Source organism: Actinomadura sp. 6K520 (genome assembly GCF_004349245.1).
Lineage (GTDB): Bacteria > Actinomycetota > Actinomycetes > Streptosporangiales > Streptosporangiaceae > Spirillospora.
Genome location: NZ_SMLC01000041.1, coordinates 1 through 16,082, shown reverse-complemented (window position 1 = coordinate 16,082; position 16,082 = coordinate 1). Strand labels below are relative to the sequence as shown.

Sequence of the window (16,082 nt, the reverse complement as noted above, 5' to 3'; positions counted from 1 at the left end):
CCCTGCCGGCCGACACACATACCGAAGGACCTTTTCGTGGTTCCCGATCTCACCATGCGCGGCCAGGAAGATCCGCACGGCCGCGCGATCACCGCGCACCCGCCCACGGTGGGGCGGCTCGCCGCCCTCGTCCGGGAACTCGCCGGACGCCCCGGCGAGTGGTGGCGGCTCGTCGGATTCGACGCCGAGCGGCCGGTCCACGTCCGGCTCGACGGCCTGGTGTGGCTCACGACCTGGCCGCCCGGCCACGGCGGGCCCGTCCGCGGGCGGGTCAGCACGCTGGTCGCGGGGGAGTTGACGGAGGTGGTGATCGCCGAGTCCGGGGTGACCGAGCGGCCGCTGCGCGCCAACCGCGTCCGGGTGCACGGCACGCCGGCGCACGGCGGGTCGCCGAACGCGCTGACCAACCCCGGCCCGGCGTTCGCGGTCAGCCTGCACGCCGGGGGACCGGGGCCCGCGTGGGCCGCGCCGGGTCAGGTCTCCGACAGGTAGGGCGACGCGGCCTCGCGGCCGACCAGGGGCAGCAGCACGAAGTAGGTGAGGGACGGCAGCAGCGACGGCAGCTCGTCCGTCTCGCCCGTCTCCGTCTGCACGTGTATCGCGCTGTAGATGCCGCCCACGATCGCGTCGACCACCGCGACCGGGACGGGCGGCAGGGACGGCGCGGCGAAGAACGCGCGTAACCGGGTGAGGTTGTCGATGCGCGCCTGCCGCACCCGCGGGCCCGCCGCGTTCACCTCGACGAGGGAGGCCCGCGCGAACCGCGGCTCGCGGGCGAGGTCGGCGAGCATGGTGCGCAGCGCGGCGTGGATGCCGTCCGGCCAGGTCGGCGCGGCCTCGTAGACCTCCGTCATGCGGGTGAGCAGGATGTCCATGCCGCGCCGGTAGGCGGCGAGGAAGCAGTCGTCGAGGTCCGTGAAGTGCGCGTAGAAGGTCTTCTTCGTGACGCCCGCGGCCTCGGTCACCCGGCTGATCGTGGTGTGCGCGAACCCGCGCTCCGACACGACCTGGACGAACGCGTCGATGAGCCGCTCGCGCTGGATGCCCGCGACGGTCTCGGGCGACAGGCCGTGCCGGCCGGGCTTGATGGCGCGGCCCGGGTCCAGCGCGGAACGGGAGCCGGGCAGCACGTCGGTGCCGCTCGTCTCGGGCGTGCCGGGCTGACCTGACATCTGACCTCGCTCTGCTCCCCTGGCCCTCGAGATCAGGTTACTTCCCGGTCGCGGCGGGCCGGGACGGCAGGGTCAGCGCAGGTGGCGGCGGCGCGAGCGGGTCAGGACGCGGACGATCCCGACCAGGCCGAGCCCGATCAGCACCACCGGCGCCAGGACCGCGGGCGCCAGCACCCGCTCGCCGGACAGGCCCTCCGCCAGGAACAGGCCCGCGAGGGCCAGGAAGAACAGCCCGGTGAGGGGACCCGCCGGGTCGAACCCGTGCCGCCGCCGCCCGGTGGCCTGCGTCCCGGCCGTGCCCGTCCCGGTCATGCCGTTCTCCGTTCCGCGCCGCTCAGCCACGGCGCACGTCCACGTCGCCGACCTTCCCGCGGATCCGCAGGACGATCACCGGCGGGTTCTCGCCCGGTCTCGCCTCGGGCTCCATGACCTCCGTGCTCCGGACGTTCGGGCCGCTGGTCGTCTTGCTGCCGACGCGCAGGTCGCCGAGCGTGATCCTGGCGTCCACCATGACGCGCGCGGCGGCCGGCACCCTGACCTCCAGCCCGCCGAGCATGACCTCGGCGGTGATCGTGACGCGCTGCCCGGCGGCGACCGGCAGGGACGTCAGGTCGAGCGTTCCCTGCCCGACGCCGACCTTGTACTCCTGGCCGGTCTGCGCGGCGTCCACGGGGCGCCACTCCACCTCGCCGTACTCGGCGTTGCGCGGCAGCTCGCCCGCGGCCGCCGTGGTCAGCATGGCGAGCGTCAGCACGGTCCCCGCGGTGGCGAGCCCGCGCGTGCGGAACCAGCCGCCGAGGACGAGCCCGCACCCGATGACCGCGAGCGCGGGGGCCATGACGATCAGCCAGGAGTCCGGGGCGGCGTACGGCTGCGCGACCGGGATCATCGCCGCGCCGACCGCCATGGCGGCCAGCAGCGTGATCGTCGCCGCGGGGGAGCGCCCGCAGCCGTCCCGCTTCGCGGGCGCCTTCCCGGGCGGCTTCGCCGCCGGCCCGGTGTCGTCGGCGTGCAGCGCCGCGTCCCGGGCGGCCGCGTGCGCGGCGCCGTACGCGGCGAGGTCGATCATGCCTTCGGGGAGGCGGCCGGCGCCCGTCCAGGACGGTCCGTCCTCCCGCTCGTGCCCGGTGTCCTCGTACTCCCCGGTGTCCTTGTACAGGGAGACGCCGCCGACGGTGACGTCCTCGGAGCGGGTCCACTCGGCGGACGGTTCCGGCCGGTGCCCGGAGAGCCGCTCCGGGACCGCCCGCGCGGCGGCCACCAGGTCCACCCCCCGCGAGTGCGCGACGAGGAGCACCAGCCCGACCACCACCATGACGGCGATCGCGTCGGTGGGGGCGCCGCCGACGATGCTGAACGCGACGCCCGCGCCCAGCAGCGCGCCGAGGACGGTCAGCACGGCCGCGGCGTCGAACCAGCGCTTGAAGAACTGCTCGGCGAGCGACGACTCCCCCGGGGTCGCGGGCATCAGCAGCGCCGCCGCGATGTAGAGGAAGATGCCCTGCCCGTGCGCGAGGACCAGGACCGCGAGCCCCACGCGGAACACGACGGGGTCGATGCCGGTGTAGCGGCCGAGGCCGGTGCACACGCCGGCGAGCACGCGGCGGTCGCCGTCGCGCGCCAGCCGGGTGTAGCCCCCGCCGGTCCTGACGCTCCCGCCGTGCTCGGCGTCGCCGCCGTTCCTGAGGTCCCGATCCTCGCTCATGCCACCATCGTGGCCTGCCGCGCCCGCGCACGGTATCGGGGACGCCCCTGATCCGACCCTGAGGTGAACCTCGGGTCGGGCCCTGATGCGATCCACGCCCTGACGTGTGACGATCGACAGAGTGACGATCGTCGAGCGTGACGGAACCTCGGAAGGGACGGCGGTGAGCGAACAGACGGCCGGGACGCCCGACGCGGCGCCCGGGCAGCCGGGCGCGCCGCCGTCCGCGCCGTCCGGGCGCCTGGAGGGGGGCGCGGGCGCGACACCGGCGGCGCCGCGGCTCGGGCGGGCCGCCGAGGGCAGGCTCATCGCCGGCGTGTGCCGCGGCCTGGCCGGGCACCTCGGCGTGGACGTCCTGGTCGTCCGGATGGCGTTCGTGCTGCTGACGATGGCGAGCGGGCTGGGGATCGCCGCGTACGCCGCGTTCTGGATCCTGGTGCCCGCACCCGGCAAGGACGAACGGGCGGCCGGCCGCAGACGCGGCCGCGACTGGGGCCAGCTGCTGGCCTACGTGGCGGTCACCGTGGGCCTGGCGGCGCTGCCGTGGGGTGCGGCGGGGATCGTCCAGTGGGCGTTGTGGCCGTTCGCCATCGGCGGCATCGGCGCCGCGATCCTGTGGCAGCAGGCCGACCGCGACCAGCGGCAGCGCTGGACGCTGCCGCTGCGGGAGCGGTGGCTGCGCAGCCTGCTCGGCCTGCTGCTGGTCGTCGGCGGCGTCGGCGGCGTCCTGGTGCAGAACGTCGAGGCCGCGCAGGCGGGGTCCGTCATCATCGCGATGCTGATCATCCTCAGCGGTGTCGCGGTGATCGTGACGCCGTGGGTGGTGCGGCTCTGGCAGGACCTGGACGTCGAGCGGCACGAGCGGATCCGGTCCCAGGAGCGCGCCGAGCTGGCCGCGCACATCCACGACTCGGTGCTGCACACGCTGACCCTCATCCAGCGGAACGCGGCCGACGCCCGCGAGGTGCAGCGGCTCGCGAGGTCCCAGGAGCGGACGCTGCGGACGTGGCTCTACCAGCCGCGCGACGACCCCGACCAGACGTTCGCCGCCGCGATCCGGGAGACGGCGGGCGAGGTCGAGGACGACCACGGCGTGCCGATCGAGACCGTCTGCGTGGGGGACACGTCGCTGGACGAGGGGCTCCGCGCGGCGCTGCAGGCCGCGCGGGAGGCCATGGTGAACGCCGCCAAGTACGCCGGGGCCCCGGCCGTGTCGGTCTACGCCGAGGTGGAGGGCGACGAGGTGGCCATCTTCGTCCGCGACCGCGGCAAGGGATTCGACCTCGACCAGGTCCCGGAGGACAGGATGGGCGTCCGGGAGTCCATCATCGGACGTATGGAGCGCAACGGCGGCAAGGCCACCGTCCGTACCGAGCCGGGCGAGGGGACCGAGGTGCGATTGGAGATAAGGAAATCTTGAGCGAGCCGTTGAAGAGGGTCGTGCTGGTCGACGACCACCAGATGTTCCGGACCGGGGTCAAGGCCGAGCTCGGCGGCGGGGTCGAGATCGTCGGGGAGGCCGGCGACGTCGACGAGGCGGTCTCGGTGATCCGCGCGACCCGGCCGGACGTGGTGCTGCTGGACGTGCACCTCCCCGGCGGCGGGGGGATCGAGGTGCTGCGGCGGCTGCACGGCGCCGTCCCGTCGAAGTTCCTCGCGCTGTCGGTGTCGGACGCGGCGGAGGACGTGATCGGCGTCGTCCGGGGCGGGGCGCGCGGCTACGTCACCAAGACGATTTCGGGCCCGGAGCTGACCGACGCGATCGGCCGGGTGGCCGAGGGCGACGCCGTGTTCTCGCCGCGCCTCGCCGGCTTCGTACTGGACGCGTTCGCCGCCACCGACGCGCCCAGCGTCGATCCCGAGCTGGACCAGATCACCCAGCGGGAGCGGGAGGTGCTGCGGCTCATCGCCCGCGGCTACGCCTACAAGGAGATCGCCAAGGAGCTGTTCATCTCCGTCAAGACGGTCGAGACGCACGTCAGCAGCGTCCTGCGGAAACTGCAGCTGTCCAATCGGCACGAGCTGTCCCGCTGGGCCGCCGCCCGCCGCCTCGTGTGACGCGCGGGTCCGTCCGCGCGCTGTCTCTGTATGACTCATCCTCCCCCCGCGCCCGGACAGCCGGGCGCCTACCCGCGGGTCTCTCATCCGCCCCCGCCCCCACCCACAGGAGGCGGCCCCGGCCACGGCCGGCCGCCGATGCCCGGTCACGGTCCGCAGATGCCGGCAGGTCCCGGTTACGGGCTCCCGGCCCAAGGCCAGTTCAGCAACACGCTGTCCAAGGTCGCCTTGATGTTCGGGATCTTCGGCGGGCTCCTCGGCGTGATCCTCGGAATCGTCGCCCTCCGCCAGATCGCGCGAACCGGCGAGAAGGGCCGTGGCTTCGCGATCGGCGGCATCGTCATGTCATGCCTGTGGATGGTGTTCATCGCGGCCGGTCTCGTCCTGGAAGGTACCTCCGTTCTCTCATCGGACAACGCCAGTGGCTCGAACGGCATGTCCCGGACCGAGGCGGAGGGGGTGGACGTCAAGAAGATCAAAGTCGGCGACTGCATCAACGACGACAAGGGCGTCCCCAACACCGCGCACGGGGAACAGGCCATGGTCAAGCGCGTCGAGATCGTCCCGTGTGACGGACCGCATGACGGTGAGGTGATGGCCGCCTTCCAGATGTCCGGCTCCGTCAAGCCGGACGAGCGGCAGATGTTCGTGCTCGTCTCGGACGGCTGCAAGGAGCGGATGCTGAGCAGGCTTCGCCGCGACCCGGCGGCCGGTTCGCTCGACGTGCTCTCCTACTACCCCACGGCCGACTCATGGCGGCAGGGCGACCGCAACGTGGTCTGCCTCGCCGTCGCCGCCGACGAGGGCACCAAGCTGACCCGGCCGATCAGCCCCTGATGGTCCGGCCCGTCGGACGGTCGGCCCACCGTCCGCCAGCCCCCACCCACCGCCATTCAATGGACGAGCTCCGCTCGGCCCACCGTCCGCCAGCCCCCGCCCACCGCCATTCAATGGACGAGCTCCGTCGCCCGACTGCACCGTCCCCGAGTTCAGATCGCGCCGGGGAGGCGGGCCGGGCAGCCGGGCTCGCAGCGTTCGGCGTGCCGCGCCGCCCGCCGCGCGTACGAGCCGAACCTGCGGTGCAGTAGCGCCCGCATGACCCGCCCCGTGCCCGGGAAGGCGTCGAACGTGCCGTGCCAGCGGATCAGGGTGCCCGAGTGGTGCGGTTCCAGCGTGACGTCCACCCGGAGGCGGCGCGGCGGCGGTCCCGTCAGCACGATGTAGCCGTAGTGCTTGGGCGGGTCCCAGGCGACGACTTCCTCACGCCAGGGCGGGACGCGCCGGACGGCGCCGATCCCGTTCGGACGGTCGTCGCCCGCCGACTCCCGCTTCCCGCGGGTCCAGAGCCCGCCCCACTCGCCCCATGCCTCGGCCACGGCCAGATGCTTGAAGATCACTTCGGCCGTGGCCCTGGACGTGGCGGTCGCTTCGATCTCCTGCGGCATGACACCCCCCGAGTCCGTCGCACGGGGCATCATGCCCGATCACGCGCCGATTACGGCTTGTGAGGGATTGATTTTGGAAAGTGACGATAACGGGTCAGGCGGTGTCGACGACCTGGAACGCCTCGGCGAGCGCGCCCTCGGGCAGGCCCGCCGCCGCTGCGTTGGCCGACAGCCAGCCGCGCAGCATCCCCGGCAGGTCGTCCATGTGCGCGGTCTGGCTGGCGTGGGCCCGCAGCGCGGTCAGCTTCCGGTCGAACCGGTCGGTGATGTCGACGTAGTGGTTCACGGCCGGGCCGCCGCTGAGCCACACCTCGCGCACCGTCCAGGCGTCGAGCCCCTCGTCGGCGAGCAGCTCCGGGAACGCGTACGGGTTGCGCGCGTCGGGGTAGACGGCGTCGAGCGCGGCCGCGCCGACCGCGCGGTGGTCGGGGTGGCTCGGGTAGATCCGCTCGTAGTTGCGCTCGGGGCTCGGCATCAGCACCCGGTCCGGCCGCACCTGCCTGATCACGCGGGCGATGTCGCGGCGCAGGTCCAGCGTCGCCTCGACCCGCCCGTCGGGGCGGCCGAGCCACCGGACGTCGCTCACGCCGACGCACTTGGCCGCGGCGAGCTGCTCCGCGCGGCGCAGCGCGGCCATCTCCTGGCGGGTGATGCCGTCGTCGAACCCGCCGGCGTCGCCGTCGGTGACCATGAGGTAGCCGACCTCGATCCCGCGGTCGGTCCAGCCCGCCACCGTCCCGGCGGCGCCGAAGTCGACGTCGTCCGGATGCGCCATCACGACCAGGATCCGCTGCAGCGAACCGTCGTCCAAGGTGTTGATCACAGTTTCAACAATAAAGTCTGCGGAGGACACACCGGCACTCCGGGAGCCCGGGAACCCGCCCGGGGTCCACCGGTCACAGCGATGTGAGGGCCGACAGCAGCCGTTCGTGGAAGGCCGGGACGTCGCCGCCGACGGCGACGCGGACCGGGCGGCGGGTGTCCGCGGCGGGCAGCGACCGGGCGTCCCACACCGTCGTGCCGCGCGTCAGCTTGCCCCGCAGCTCCACCCGCACGGCCCGCTGGGCGTACTCGCCGAGCTCCGGCTCCAGCATGAGCATCGCGGCGAGCGCGTCGTGGATGACCGCGCCCCGGTTCCGCAGCACCGGCGTGTACGCGTCGACGTAGAACGACAGGACCCGGACGGCGAAACGGGCCGCCGCCGTGTCGTGCGCCGCGAGCCGGTCGAGCCAGTCGCCGTGGACGGCGGTCGGGTGCGTCGCGTCCAGCGGCACGAGCAGGACCGGCCAGTCCGCCGCGAACACCAGGTCGGCGGCCTCGGGGTCGTGCCAGATGTTCGCCTCGGCGTGCGTGGTGATGTTGCCCGGGTGGTCGAACGCGCCGCCCATGACGACGACCTCCCGGACCAGCGAGGGCAGCTCCGGGTCGAGCAGCAGCGCCGCGCCGAGGTTGGTCAGCGGCCCCGTCGCGAGCACGGTCAGCTCACCCGGCATCGCGCGGGCCAGCCGGACCAGCAGCGCGGCGGCGGGCTCGGCGACCGGCCGTCCCGCCGGTTCGGGCAGGTGCGTGTCGCCCAGGCCGTCCGTCCCGTGCCAGTCGGCCGCGTAGTGGACATCCTGCGCCACCGGCCGGGCGGCGCCGACCGCGACCGGCACGCCCTCCTGGATCCCCGCCAGCTCCAGCACGCGCAGCGTGTTCAGCGCGCCGGTCAGCGGATCGACGTTGCCGTGGACGGTGCCGACCCCGGCCAGGTCCACCGCACCGGCCCGGATGCGGGACGCCAGATACAGCAGTGTCATCGCGTCGTCGATGCCGGTGTCGCAGTCGTAGAAGATCGTTCGCGTTCGGTTCACGGGTCGCAACCTAGCGCCGCGGGGGGCGCGGAGGCACTCCGATATCGGGCCGCCGCGGCGCCCGGCGATTGGGTCTGGGACGCGGCGCCGCACCGGGGTAGAGCTGAGACATGCGCAAACTCATCAACGCCCCGGCGGACGTGGTCTCCGACGCGCTGCGCGGCATGGCCGCCGCGCATCCCTCGCTGCGGGTCGACCCGGAGAACGGGACGGTCGTGCGGGCGGACGCGCCCCGCGCCGGGAAGGTCGCCCTGGTGTCGGGCGGCGGTTCCGGCCACGAGCCGCTGCACGCCGGGTTCGTCGGCCACGGGATGCTCGACGCGGCCTGCTGCGGCGAGGTGTTCACCTCCCCGGTGCCCGACCAGATCATCGCCGCGACGATGGCGGTCGACGGCGGCGCCGGCGTCGTCCACATTGTGAAGAACTACACCGGCGACGTCATGAACTTCCAGCTGGCCGCCGAGCTGGCCGAGGACGAGGACATCGAGGTCACCTCCGTCGTCATCGACGACGACGTCGCCGTCGAGGACAGCACGTTCACGGCCGGGCGGCGCGGCACCGGCGCCACGCTGTTCGCCGAGAAGATCGCCGGGGCGCTCGCCGAGGAGGGCGCTCCTGCCGACGCGGTCGCCGCGGTGGCGCGCGAGGTGAACGAGCGCAGCCGGTCGTTCGGGGTCGCGCTGTCGTCGTGCACGGTCCCCGCGGCCGGGACACCGACGTTCGAGCTGGGCGAGGACGAGATGGAGCTCGGCATCGGCATCCACGGCGAGCCCGGCCGCGAGCGCGTCAGGACCGGCACCGCGGCGGAGATCGTGGACGCGTCGCTGCGCGCCATCGACGCCGACATGCCGCTGTCCGGGTCGGAGGTGCTGGTGCTGGTGAACGGCATGGGCGGCACCCCGCTGATCGAGCAGTACCTCGCGTACGCGGAGGTCGCGCGGTGGCTGGACGGGCACGGCGCGACCGTCGTCCGGCCCCTCGTCGGCCCGTACGTCACGAGCCTGGAGATGGCCGGCTGCATGATCAGCGTCTGCCGGGTGACGCCCGAGCTGACGCGGCTGTGGGACGCCCCCGTCGAGACCCCGGGACTGCGGTGGGGCCGGTGAACGCGGGGAAACTGGACACGGCCGATTTCGCGTCCTGGATCCGGCGCGCCGCGGAACTCGTCGCCGCCGACGCCGACCGGCTCACCCGGCTGGACGCGGCCATCGGCGACGGCGACCACGGCCACAACATGGACCGCGGCTTCCGCGCCGCCACCGGCGCCCTCTCCGGCGGGACGCTCCCCGGGGACGCCCCGCCCGGGAAGGTGCTGATCACCGCCGGGCGCGCGATCGTGTCCAAGACCGGCGGCGCGTCCGGCCCCCTCTACGGGACGGCGCTGCGCCGCGCGGGCAAGGCGCTCGGCGACACCGCCGGGGTGGACGCCGCCGCGCTCGGGGCCGCGCTCCGCGCCGCGCTGGAGGGCGTCCAGGAACTCGGGAAAGCCGCCGAGGGCGACAAGACGATGGTCGACGCGCTCGCCCCCGCCGTCGCGGCGTACGAGGCGGCGCTCGCGGACGGCGCCGAGCCGGCCGCCTGCGTGCGCGCCGCGGCCGACGCGGCGGACAGGGGCGCGGAGGCGACCGTCCCGATGCAGGCGCGCAAGGGGCGGGCCAGCTACCTGGGGCCGCGCAGCGTCGGGCACCTGGACCCGGGGGCGGCGTCCACCGCGCTCGTCCTGCGGGCTCTTGCGGACGTCGTGGCACAGGGAGGGTGAGGCGCATGGTCGGGATCGTGGTGATCTCGCACAGCCGGACGCTCGCGGAGGGCGTCGTCGAGGTCGCGCGGGCGATGGGGGTCGGCAAGGCCGTCGTGGAACCCGCCGGAGGGGACCTCGAAGGCGGGCTCGGGACGAGCGTCGACCTCGTCGAGGGCGCGGTCGACGCGGCGGACGACGGCGACGGCGTGCTGCTGCTCGCCGACCTGGGCAGCTCCGTCCTCACCGCCAAGATGGTCATCGAGGACGCCGCCGGTGGCGGCATACTTCTCGCGGACGCTCCGCTGGTCGAGGGCGCGGTCGCCGCGGCGTCCATGGCCGCGACCGGCGCCGACCTTGCCGCCGTCCACGCCGCGGCCGAGTCCGCCTACGACCACCGCAAGACCCGGTAGCCCGCCGCGCCCGGGGCGGCGGCTCAGGTCGCGTCGGGGCCCGCGAGGAGCGTGCGGAGGGCGGGCGACCCGTCCGCGGTCGGATCGCCGCGCACCTCGTAGACGCGCGTTTCCTCGCGGACCCCGGAATCCTCGGAGACGGTGATCCGGTAGGCGGGGAGGTCGGCGCCGACCTCCCCCTGGTCACCGCGTGCCTGCGCCGTGTCGAGCGCCGCCACGGCGTCCCGGATGCGGCCGGCCGTCCCGGACGGGAGCGCGGCGGTGTCGTAGAGCGCGACGACGTCCTCCCGGCCGGTGAACCCGCCGGTGCTCTCGACCTTCACCCGCATGGCGTCCGCCTCTCCCGCCGCGCACCCGTTCCCGTGCCGGGACTACTTGCTGAAGGCGCGGCGCAGCGCTTCGAGGTCCTCCCGGAGGATGTCATCATCCTCCAGCGTGCCCCGCTCGGCCAGCTTCTCGGGGGCGACGAGCTCGTACTCGGGCATCTGCAACGTGCCGCAGCAGCGCGACCTGTCCTGCTCGGCCCGCAGGCTCGCCGACCGCTCGTCGAACGGCCCGACCTCGGTGACGTCCCGGCCGTCCCCGGTGTAGCCGGCGTCCGTCATCCGCATCTGCCCGCTCATCAGGTCGTCCAGCGCCGTCACGGCCGTCGTGATCTCGCGGACCGCGAACCGGTTCCGGATGAACGTCCGGTAGATCGCCGGTTCCCCGCGGTCCGCGGAGATCCGCAGCATCTCGTTCGCGACGTCCACGTACCGCGCGCCCCTGGCCGGGGACGCGACGATCGCCTCGAACACCAGCCCGCACAGCGCGGACGCGACCTCGATCAGCACGAGCGCCGGGTCCTTGGTGCGCAGCTGCCGGGTCATCTCGAACGTGAAGACGTCCGCCAGCACGTCGTAGACCGCGCCGGTGAACACCTGCGAGATCGCGTGGACCTCGTTGCCGACCTCGCTCAGCTTCAGGTCGTTGTCGGCGTTGCGCAGCCCGGCGGGCATCCCGAGCGCCTTGCCGAACTCCTCGGCGAGGTCCGCCAGGAACGACCTGTCGTGCAGGTTCCCCTTGGTGAGCGCCACGAGCGCGTCCGCCTGGTCGGGCTGGGACAGCGCCAGGAAGATCGCCGTCAGGTCGCCGAACGACTCGTGCAGGCCGCCGGTCTGCGGCGGGTTGCCCGCCGACAGCCAGCCGGGCTTCAGCCCGTCCAGCAGCGCGTGCCCCGTCTCGTGCGCGACGATGTCGAACGACCGGCAGGTGTGCACGACCGGTGCGTCGAGCGGAGCACCATTGAATGGTGGTGAGTGGGGGCTGGAGGACGGTGCGCCTTCCGGGGTGAAGAACAGGAACTTCAGGGCCTGGGCCGTCCTGCTGTAGAACGCGTTCGCTCCCGTCGCGGCGTGCGGGAACACCGAGATGGGGTCGGTGTTGCCGCCGGCGTTCCACGCGAACGGGATCGGCTCGCCGCCGTTGTGCCGCTCGAACATCGCCATCGCCTGCCGGACGACCGCGAACGTGTGCGCGCAGTCGAACTCCGGGGTTCCGGTGTCGAACACGAAGTCGCCGCTGACGTTGCGCGCGACCGGTGTGACGCCCGGAAGCTCGATCCGCACCCGCGCGTCCGCCGGGCCGTTCAGCACCACGGTCGGGATGAAGGCGAGCCGGGCGCCCAGCTCGGTGACCGACGGGTCCTGCTTGTACACGAGGACGCGGTGCCCGGTCCTCGGCGGCAGCGGAACCGGAACCGGGCTCGGTGCCGGCGCCGGGCGGGCCGCGGGCTGCGCGGGCGGTGGCGCGGCCTGGGGCCCCCGCCCCGGCCACTGCGCGGGGACCTGCGTCCCGGTCTCCCGCTGCGATCGGATCTCTTGCCGGTGGATCGTCATCGACGCCACCTCCCCTGACAGGCGCGGGTCCTGCTGACCCTGCGCTCCTGTTACCGGGCACGCGGGGAGAGCCCGTCCTTCCAGTGCAAACGCTCCGCCGGTCAGGAGATCCAGTCAACCCGGGGAGTCCAAAAGGGATGCCATCTGTCCACATGCTGCCGCCCGCCGCCCGCCCGCCACCGCACGGCGGGCCGGGCGGGAAGCGCCGAAAACGTCGCCGCGGCGCCGTAGACTCGCACGTGATGTCGAAGACCGAAGCTCACCCCCTGCTCGACGGCCTCAACGAGCAGCAGCGCGCCGCCGTCGTGCACTCCGGCGGCCCCCTGCTGATCGTCGCGGGCGCCGGATCGGGCAAGACCCGGGTCCTCACCCACCGCGTCGCCCACCTGCTGGGCGAGCGCGGCGTGCACCCCGGCCAGATCCTGGCGATCACGTTCACCAACAAGGCCGCCGCCGAGATGAAGGAGCGCGTCGACGCGCTCGTCGGGCCCCGCTCGCGCGCCATGTGGGTGATGACGTTCCACTCCGCGTGCGTCCGGATCCTGCGCCGCGAGGCCAAGCGGCTCGGCTTCCCCACGAGCTTCTCGATCTACGACCAGGCCGACGCGAACCGGCTCATGGCGCTCGTGTGCCGCGAGCTCGACCTCGACCCCAAGCGCTACCCGCCGAAGTCGTTCAGCGCCCAGGTGTCCAACCTGAAGAACGAGCTGATCGACTACGAGACGTTCAAGGACCGTGCGTCCACCCACATGGAGCAGACGCTCGCCGAGGCGTACGAGATGTACCAGGCGCGGCTCCAGCAGGCCGGCGCCATGGACTTCGACGACCTGATCATGATGACGGTCAACCTGCTGCAGGTGTTCCCGGAGGCGGCCGAGCACTACCGGCGCCGGTTCCGGCACGTCCTCGTGGACGAGTACCAGGACACCAACCACGCGCAGTACGAGCTGGTTCGGGAGCTGACCGCTCCCATCGCGGTTCCCCGGGGGTCTGGGGGGTCGTCCCCCCAGGAGGAACACGTCGAGGGGCTCGGCGCGGCCGAGCTGTGCGTGGTCGGGGACGCCGACCAGTCGATCTACGCGTTCCGCGGCGCGACGATCCGCAACATCCTGGAGTTCGAGCGCGACTACCCGGACGCCACCACGATCCTGCTGGAGCAGAACTACCGCTCCACGCAGACGATCCTGTCGGCGGCCAACGCGGTCATCGAGCGCAACGCCGACCGCAAGCCGAAGAAGCTCTGGTCCGACCAGGGCGAGGGCCACAAGATCACCGGTTATGTGGCCGACAACGAGCACGACGAGGCCGCGTTCGTCGCCCGCGAGGTCGACCGGCTGGCCGACGAGGACGCGGCCCGCCCCGGCGACGTCGCCGTCTTCTACCGCACCAACGCCCAGTCGCGCGTCTTCGAAGAGGTGTTCATCCGCGTCGGCCTGCCCTACAAGGTCGTCGGCGGCGTCCGCTTCTACGAGCGCAAGGAGATCCGCGACCTGCTCGCCTACCTGCGCTGCCTCGCCAACCCCGAGGACACCGTCTCCCTGCGCCGCATCCTGAACGTGCCGAAGCGCGGCATCGGCGACCGCGCCGAGGCGTGCGTCGAGGCGTACGCGTCCCGGGAGCGCATCTCGTTCTGGCAGGCGCTCCGGGTGCCCGAGGACGTCCCCGGCATGGCGACCCGCTCGATCAAGGCCGTCCGCGACTTCGTCGTCCTGCTGGACGAGCTGCGCGCCGCCGCCGAGACGCTCACCCCCGCCGACCTGGTAGCCGAGGTCCTCAAGGCCAGCGGCTACCTCGCCGAGCTCCAGGCGTCCAAGGACCCGCAGGACGAGACCCGCGTCGAGAACCTGTACGAGCTCGAAGCCGTCGCCCGCGAGTTCGAGGAGCGGCTCGACGGCGAGCCCGCCGAGGGCCGCCTCCCCGAGTTCCTCGAACAGGTGGCCCTGGTCGCCGACGCCGACTCCATCCCCGGCGGCGCCAAGGGCGCCCCCGTCCCGCCCGGCGAGCAGCCCGAGGAGACCGACGACGGCGTCGTCACCCTCATGACCCTGCACACCGCCAAGGGCCTCGAATTCCCCGTCGTGTTCCTCACCGGCATGGAGGATGGCGTCTTCCCGCACCTGCGCGCCATGAGCAACCCGAAGGAACTCGAAGAGGAACGCCGCCTCGCCTACGTCGGCATCACCCGCGCCCGGCAGCGCCTCTACCTCTCGCGCGCCACGATGCGCAGCTCGTGGGGCGCCCCGCAGGTCAATCCGCCGTCCCGCTTCCTGGGCGAGGTGCCGAAGTCCCTCATCGAGTGGGAACGCGAGGCGTCCTCGGCGTCCGGGTCCGCGATGTCGCAGATGGCCGCACGGCCGGGCGTCCGCACCACGGGCAACCGTCCCGTCCCGGCCCTGTCCCCGGGCGACAAGGTCACCCACGACGCGTTCGGCCTCGGCACGGTCGTCTCCGTCTACGACCGGGGCGAGAAGGCCAGCGTCGACTTCGGCGGCGAGTACGGCGTGCGCACCCTGGTCCTCCGCTACGCCACCATCGAGAAGCTCTGACCTGCGCCGCGCGGCGGGCCGGGGGATCCGGCCCGCCGCGCACGCACGGCGGTGGCGAGAACAAAGCGCTGGCGGTGACCGCCGGACCGGTGTCTAGAGCAGGACGCGGGCCAGGGCCAGCCACTGCTCGGGGGTGACCTCGCCGACCAGGGCCGTGCGTTCGAGGGCGGCTTCGCGGAAGGCGGCGTCGAGGCGGCGCCGCGTCGTGTACGGGCGCAGTGACGCGTGGAGGCTGCCGCCCCTTCCGCCGAAGCCCGCGTCGACCATGGCCGCGTAGTCGCCGAGGAGGTCGTCGGGCAGCAGCGGGACGGGACGGCGGGCCAGCCGCAGCACTCCGCCGTCCACCCGCGGGACGGGCCGGAACTCCGCCCGCGGCACCCGGCCGAGCAGCCGCCACTCGACCGTCGGCCACGTGCGGATCGTGCGCAGGGTCCAGCGGCCGTAGTCGCCGGTCCGCCTGCGCGCGTACTCCCACTGGGTGATCAGTGTGGCGGTGGTCAGCGACGGTGCGGCCAGGCACCATTCGACGATGTCGGCGGTGCGGGCGAACGGCACGTTCCCCGCCACCGCGAACGGCTCGGCGGGCGGCCGCGCCGCGAGGAAGTCCCCGGCGACCACGCGCACGTTGCCGGCCTCGCGGAAGCGGGCGCGGAGCGCGGCGGCGTTGCGGGGGTCGAGTTCGTAGGCGACGAGTTCGCGGCAGCGCGGAGCCAGCGCCGCGGTGACGGCTCCGCGGCCGGCGCCGACCTCCCAGACGAGGCGGCCGCCGGTGTGCGCGGCGAAACGGCGGGCTGCGCGGGCGGACAGGTAGTTCTGTGACAGTTCGCGCCGGGCGCGGTCGATCGGAGTGCGGGCCACGGGCCTGCGTCCCTTTCCCTGGGACGGGCAGGCGGCGTCCCGCGTCGCATGCGGAGGAGGGCCGTCGCCTGCCCGAACGGAACGTTCGGACTCGGCTCGGGCCCCGGCCGGGACACGAAGGAGAAGGCGCGTCAGCGCGTGAGCGTAGGAATCAGCGCGTGCGTAGGAATCAGCGCGCGTGCGTCGGTACGCGGATCAGCGGCGACCGGCCGGGGCACCGTGGCCACGCCGCAGGCGCACCGCGAACGACGCGGGGTGCGGGTGGCCGGTACGGCCGGTGCGGGTCACCGCCGCGCAGCCGGAGGCCGCAACCGCACACATGGGCGCCTCCAGACGACGGGACCGATCGACGCGACGAAGCGTAGGCCGGGCCTCGTCGGCGCCGCAACGGGTTTTCGGGGCGGGCGGTTCCAGGGC

The 16,082-nt window shown here is 73.5% G+C and carries 17 protein-coding genes; 8 read left to right on the top strand and 9 right to left on the bottom strand.

The features are described from left to right. Positions 1 to 36 precede the first annotated feature (36 nt). The gene (locus tag E1289_RS13860) at positions 37 to 492 is read left to right on the top strand and encodes a cysteine dioxygenase (RefSeq protein WP_165970461.1); all 456 of its coding nucleotides are present in this window, start codon (positions 37 to 39) and stop codon (positions 490 to 492) included. Here the strand turns inward: E1289_RS13860 and E1289_RS13855 are convergent. The 3 genes from E1289_RS13855 to E1289_RS13845 all read right to left on the bottom strand — a co-directional run bounded on the left by E1289_RS13855 (position 474) and on the right by E1289_RS13845 (position 2,877). Further along, on the bottom strand, positions 474 to 1,172 hold the full coding sequence (locus E1289_RS13855) for a TetR/AcrR family transcriptional regulator (RefSeq protein ID WP_131979994.1): 699 nt from the start codon (positions 1,170 to 1,172) through the stop codon (positions 474 to 476). The two genes, E1289_RS13860 and E1289_RS13855, sit on opposite strands and share 19 nt — an antisense overlap. Positions 1,173 to 1,244: 72 nt before the next feature. Then, on the bottom strand, positions 1,245 to 1,514 hold the full coding sequence (locus tag E1289_RS13850; protein WP_131979992.1) for a hypothetical protein: 270 nt from the start codon (positions 1,512 to 1,514) through the stop codon (positions 1,245 to 1,247). Then, positions 1,507 to 2,877 carry a PspC domain-containing protein gene (locus E1289_RS13845; RefSeq protein WP_131979990.1) on the bottom strand — a complete coding sequence of 457 codons (1,371 nt, stop codon included), beginning with the start codon at positions 2,875 to 2,877 and terminating at the stop codon, positions 1,507 to 1,509. The genes E1289_RS13850 and E1289_RS13845 overlap by 8 nt, the downstream gene beginning before the upstream one ends. A 241-nt stretch (positions 2,878 to 3,118) precedes the next feature. Here E1289_RS13845 and E1289_RS13840 point away from each other — a divergent pair, with 241 nt between their 5' ends. From E1289_RS13840 to E1289_RS13830, 3 genes are all read left to right on the top strand, one after another. Next, a complete protein-coding gene (locus tag E1289_RS13840; protein ID WP_131980052.1) occupies positions 3,119 to 4,297 on the top strand; it encodes an ATP-binding protein in 1,179 nt (392 codons plus the stop codon). A gap of 8 nt (positions 4,298 to 4,305) precedes the next feature. Continuing rightward, positions 4,306 to 4,935: a response regulator transcription factor gene (locus tag E1289_RS13835; protein ID WP_207928954.1), complete on the top strand. Its 630-nt coding sequence runs from the start codon at positions 4,306 to 4,308 to the stop codon at positions 4,933 to 4,935. Positions 4,936 to 5,094: 159 nt separating this feature from the next. After that, entirely contained in the window at positions 5,095 to 5,772 is a 678-nt protein-coding gene (locus E1289_RS13830) for a DUF4190 domain-containing protein (protein ID WP_165970460.1), read from the top strand. A gap of 152 nt (positions 5,773 to 5,924) precedes the next feature. On the opposite strand, the gene E1289_RS13825 is transcribed toward E1289_RS13830, so the two are convergent. The 3 genes from E1289_RS13825 to E1289_RS13815 all read right to left on the bottom strand — a co-directional run bounded on the left by E1289_RS13825 (position 5,925) and on the right by E1289_RS13815 (position 8,233). Next, positions 5,925 to 6,380: an SRPBCC family protein gene (locus E1289_RS13825; protein ID WP_131979986.1), complete on the bottom strand. Its 456-nt coding sequence runs from the start codon at positions 6,378 to 6,380 to the stop codon at positions 5,925 to 5,927. Positions 6,381 to 6,474: 94 nt separating this feature from the next. Further along, positions 6,475 to 7,155: a PIG-L deacetylase family protein gene (locus E1289_RS13820; RefSeq protein ID WP_207928953.1), complete on the bottom strand. Its 681-nt coding sequence runs from the start codon at positions 7,153 to 7,155 to the stop codon at positions 6,475 to 6,477. A 121-nt stretch (positions 7,156 to 7,276) separates the two neighbouring features. Next, a complete protein-coding gene (locus E1289_RS13815; protein WP_279487339.1) occupies positions 7,277 to 8,233 on the bottom strand; it encodes a nucleoside hydrolase in 957 nt (318 codons plus the stop codon). Positions 8,234 to 8,343: 110 nt separating this feature from the next. Between E1289_RS13815 and dhaK the strand changes: the two genes are divergently transcribed. The 3 genes from dhaK to E1289_RS13800 are packed head-to-tail and all read left to right on the top strand — an operon-like array spanning position 8,344 to position 10,384. Beyond that, complete coding sequence (gene dhaK, locus E1289_RS13810) at positions 8,344 to 9,339, top strand: dihydroxyacetone kinase subunit DhaK (protein ID WP_131979984.1); 996 nt, start codon at positions 8,344 to 8,346, stop codon at positions 9,337 to 9,339. Next, a complete protein-coding gene (gene dhaL / locus E1289_RS13805; protein WP_243712814.1) occupies positions 9,336 to 9,992 on the top strand; it encodes a dihydroxyacetone kinase subunit DhaL in 657 nt (218 codons plus the stop codon). The genes dhaK and dhaL overlap by 4 nt, the downstream gene beginning before the upstream one ends. A gap of 5 nt (positions 9,993 to 9,997) precedes the next feature. Further along, positions 9,998 to 10,384, top strand: coding sequence for a phosphoenolpyruvate--protein phosphotransferase (locus tag E1289_RS13800; RefSeq protein ID WP_131979982.1), 387 nt, complete (start codon positions 9,998 to 10,000; stop codon positions 10,382 to 10,384). 23 nt (positions 10,385 to 10,407) lie between these two features. On the opposite strand, the gene E1289_RS13795 is transcribed toward E1289_RS13800, so the two are convergent. Together E1289_RS13795 and E1289_RS38190 are read right to left on the bottom strand one after the other, a co-directional pair. Next, a complete protein-coding gene (locus E1289_RS13795; protein ID WP_131979980.1) occupies positions 10,408 to 10,713 on the bottom strand; it encodes a protealysin inhibitor emfourin in 306 nt (101 codons plus the stop codon). 42 nt (positions 10,714 to 10,755) lie between these two features. After that, positions 10,756 to 12,261, bottom strand: coding sequence for a hypothetical protein (locus tag E1289_RS38190; protein WP_165970459.1), 1,506 nt, complete (start codon positions 12,259 to 12,261; stop codon positions 10,756 to 10,758). 242 nt (positions 12,262 to 12,503) lie between these two features. Here E1289_RS38190 and pcrA point away from each other — a divergent pair, with 242 nt between their 5' ends. After that, positions 12,504 to 14,807 (top strand): DNA helicase PcrA, encoded by a 2,304-nt coding sequence (gene pcrA, locus E1289_RS13785; RefSeq protein WP_165970458.1) that lies wholly within the window; start codon positions 12,504 to 12,506, stop codon positions 14,805 to 14,807. A 93-nt stretch (positions 14,808 to 14,900) separates the two neighbouring features. Here pcrA and erm read toward each other — a convergent pair whose 3' ends face one another. Further along, positions 14,901 to 15,665, bottom strand: coding sequence for an ErmE/ErmH/ErmO/ErmR family 23S rRNA (adenine(2058)-N(6))-methyltransferase (gene erm, locus E1289_RS13780; protein ID WP_131979978.1), 765 nt, complete (start codon positions 15,663 to 15,665; stop codon positions 14,901 to 14,903). Between the last annotated feature and the right edge of the window lie 417 nt (positions 15,666 to 16,082).

Coding starts and splice junctions, on each gene's coding strand:
- E1289_RS13855 (WP_131979994.1), bottom strand. CDS start 1,172: ATGTCAGGTCAGCCCGGCACGCCCGAGACGAGCGGCACCGACGTGCTG.
- E1289_RS13845 (WP_131979990.1), bottom strand. CDS start 2,877: ATGAGCGAGGATCGGGACCTCAGGAACGGCGGCGACGCCGAGCACGGC.
- E1289_RS13830 (WP_165970460.1), top strand. CDS start 5,095: ATGCCGGCAGGTCCCGGTTACGGGCTCCCGGCCCAAGGCCAGTTCAGC.
- E1289_RS13825 (WP_131979986.1), bottom strand. CDS start 6,380: ATGCCGCAGGAGATCGAAGCGACCGCCACGTCCAGGGCCACGGCCGAA.
- E1289_RS13820 (WP_207928953.1), bottom strand. CDS start 7,155: ATGGCGCATCCGGACGACGTCGACTTCGGCGCCGCCGGGACGGTGGCG.
- dhaK (WP_131979984.1), top strand. CDS start 8,344: ATGCGCAAACTCATCAACGCCCCGGCGGACGTGGTCTCCGACGCGCTG.
- E1289_RS13800 (WP_131979982.1), top strand. CDS start 9,998: ATGGTCGGGATCGTGGTGATCTCGCACAGCCGGACGCTCGCGGAGGGC.
- E1289_RS13795 (WP_131979980.1), bottom strand. CDS start 10,713: ATGCGGGTGAAGGTCGAGAGCACCGGCGGGTTCACCGGCCGGGAGGAC.
- E1289_RS38190 (WP_165970459.1), bottom strand. CDS start 12,261: ATGACGATCCACCGGCAAGAGATCCGATCGCAGCGGGAGACCGGGACG.
- pcrA (WP_165970458.1), top strand. CDS start 12,504: ATGTCGAAGACCGAAGCTCACCCCCTGCTCGACGGCCTCAACGAGCAG.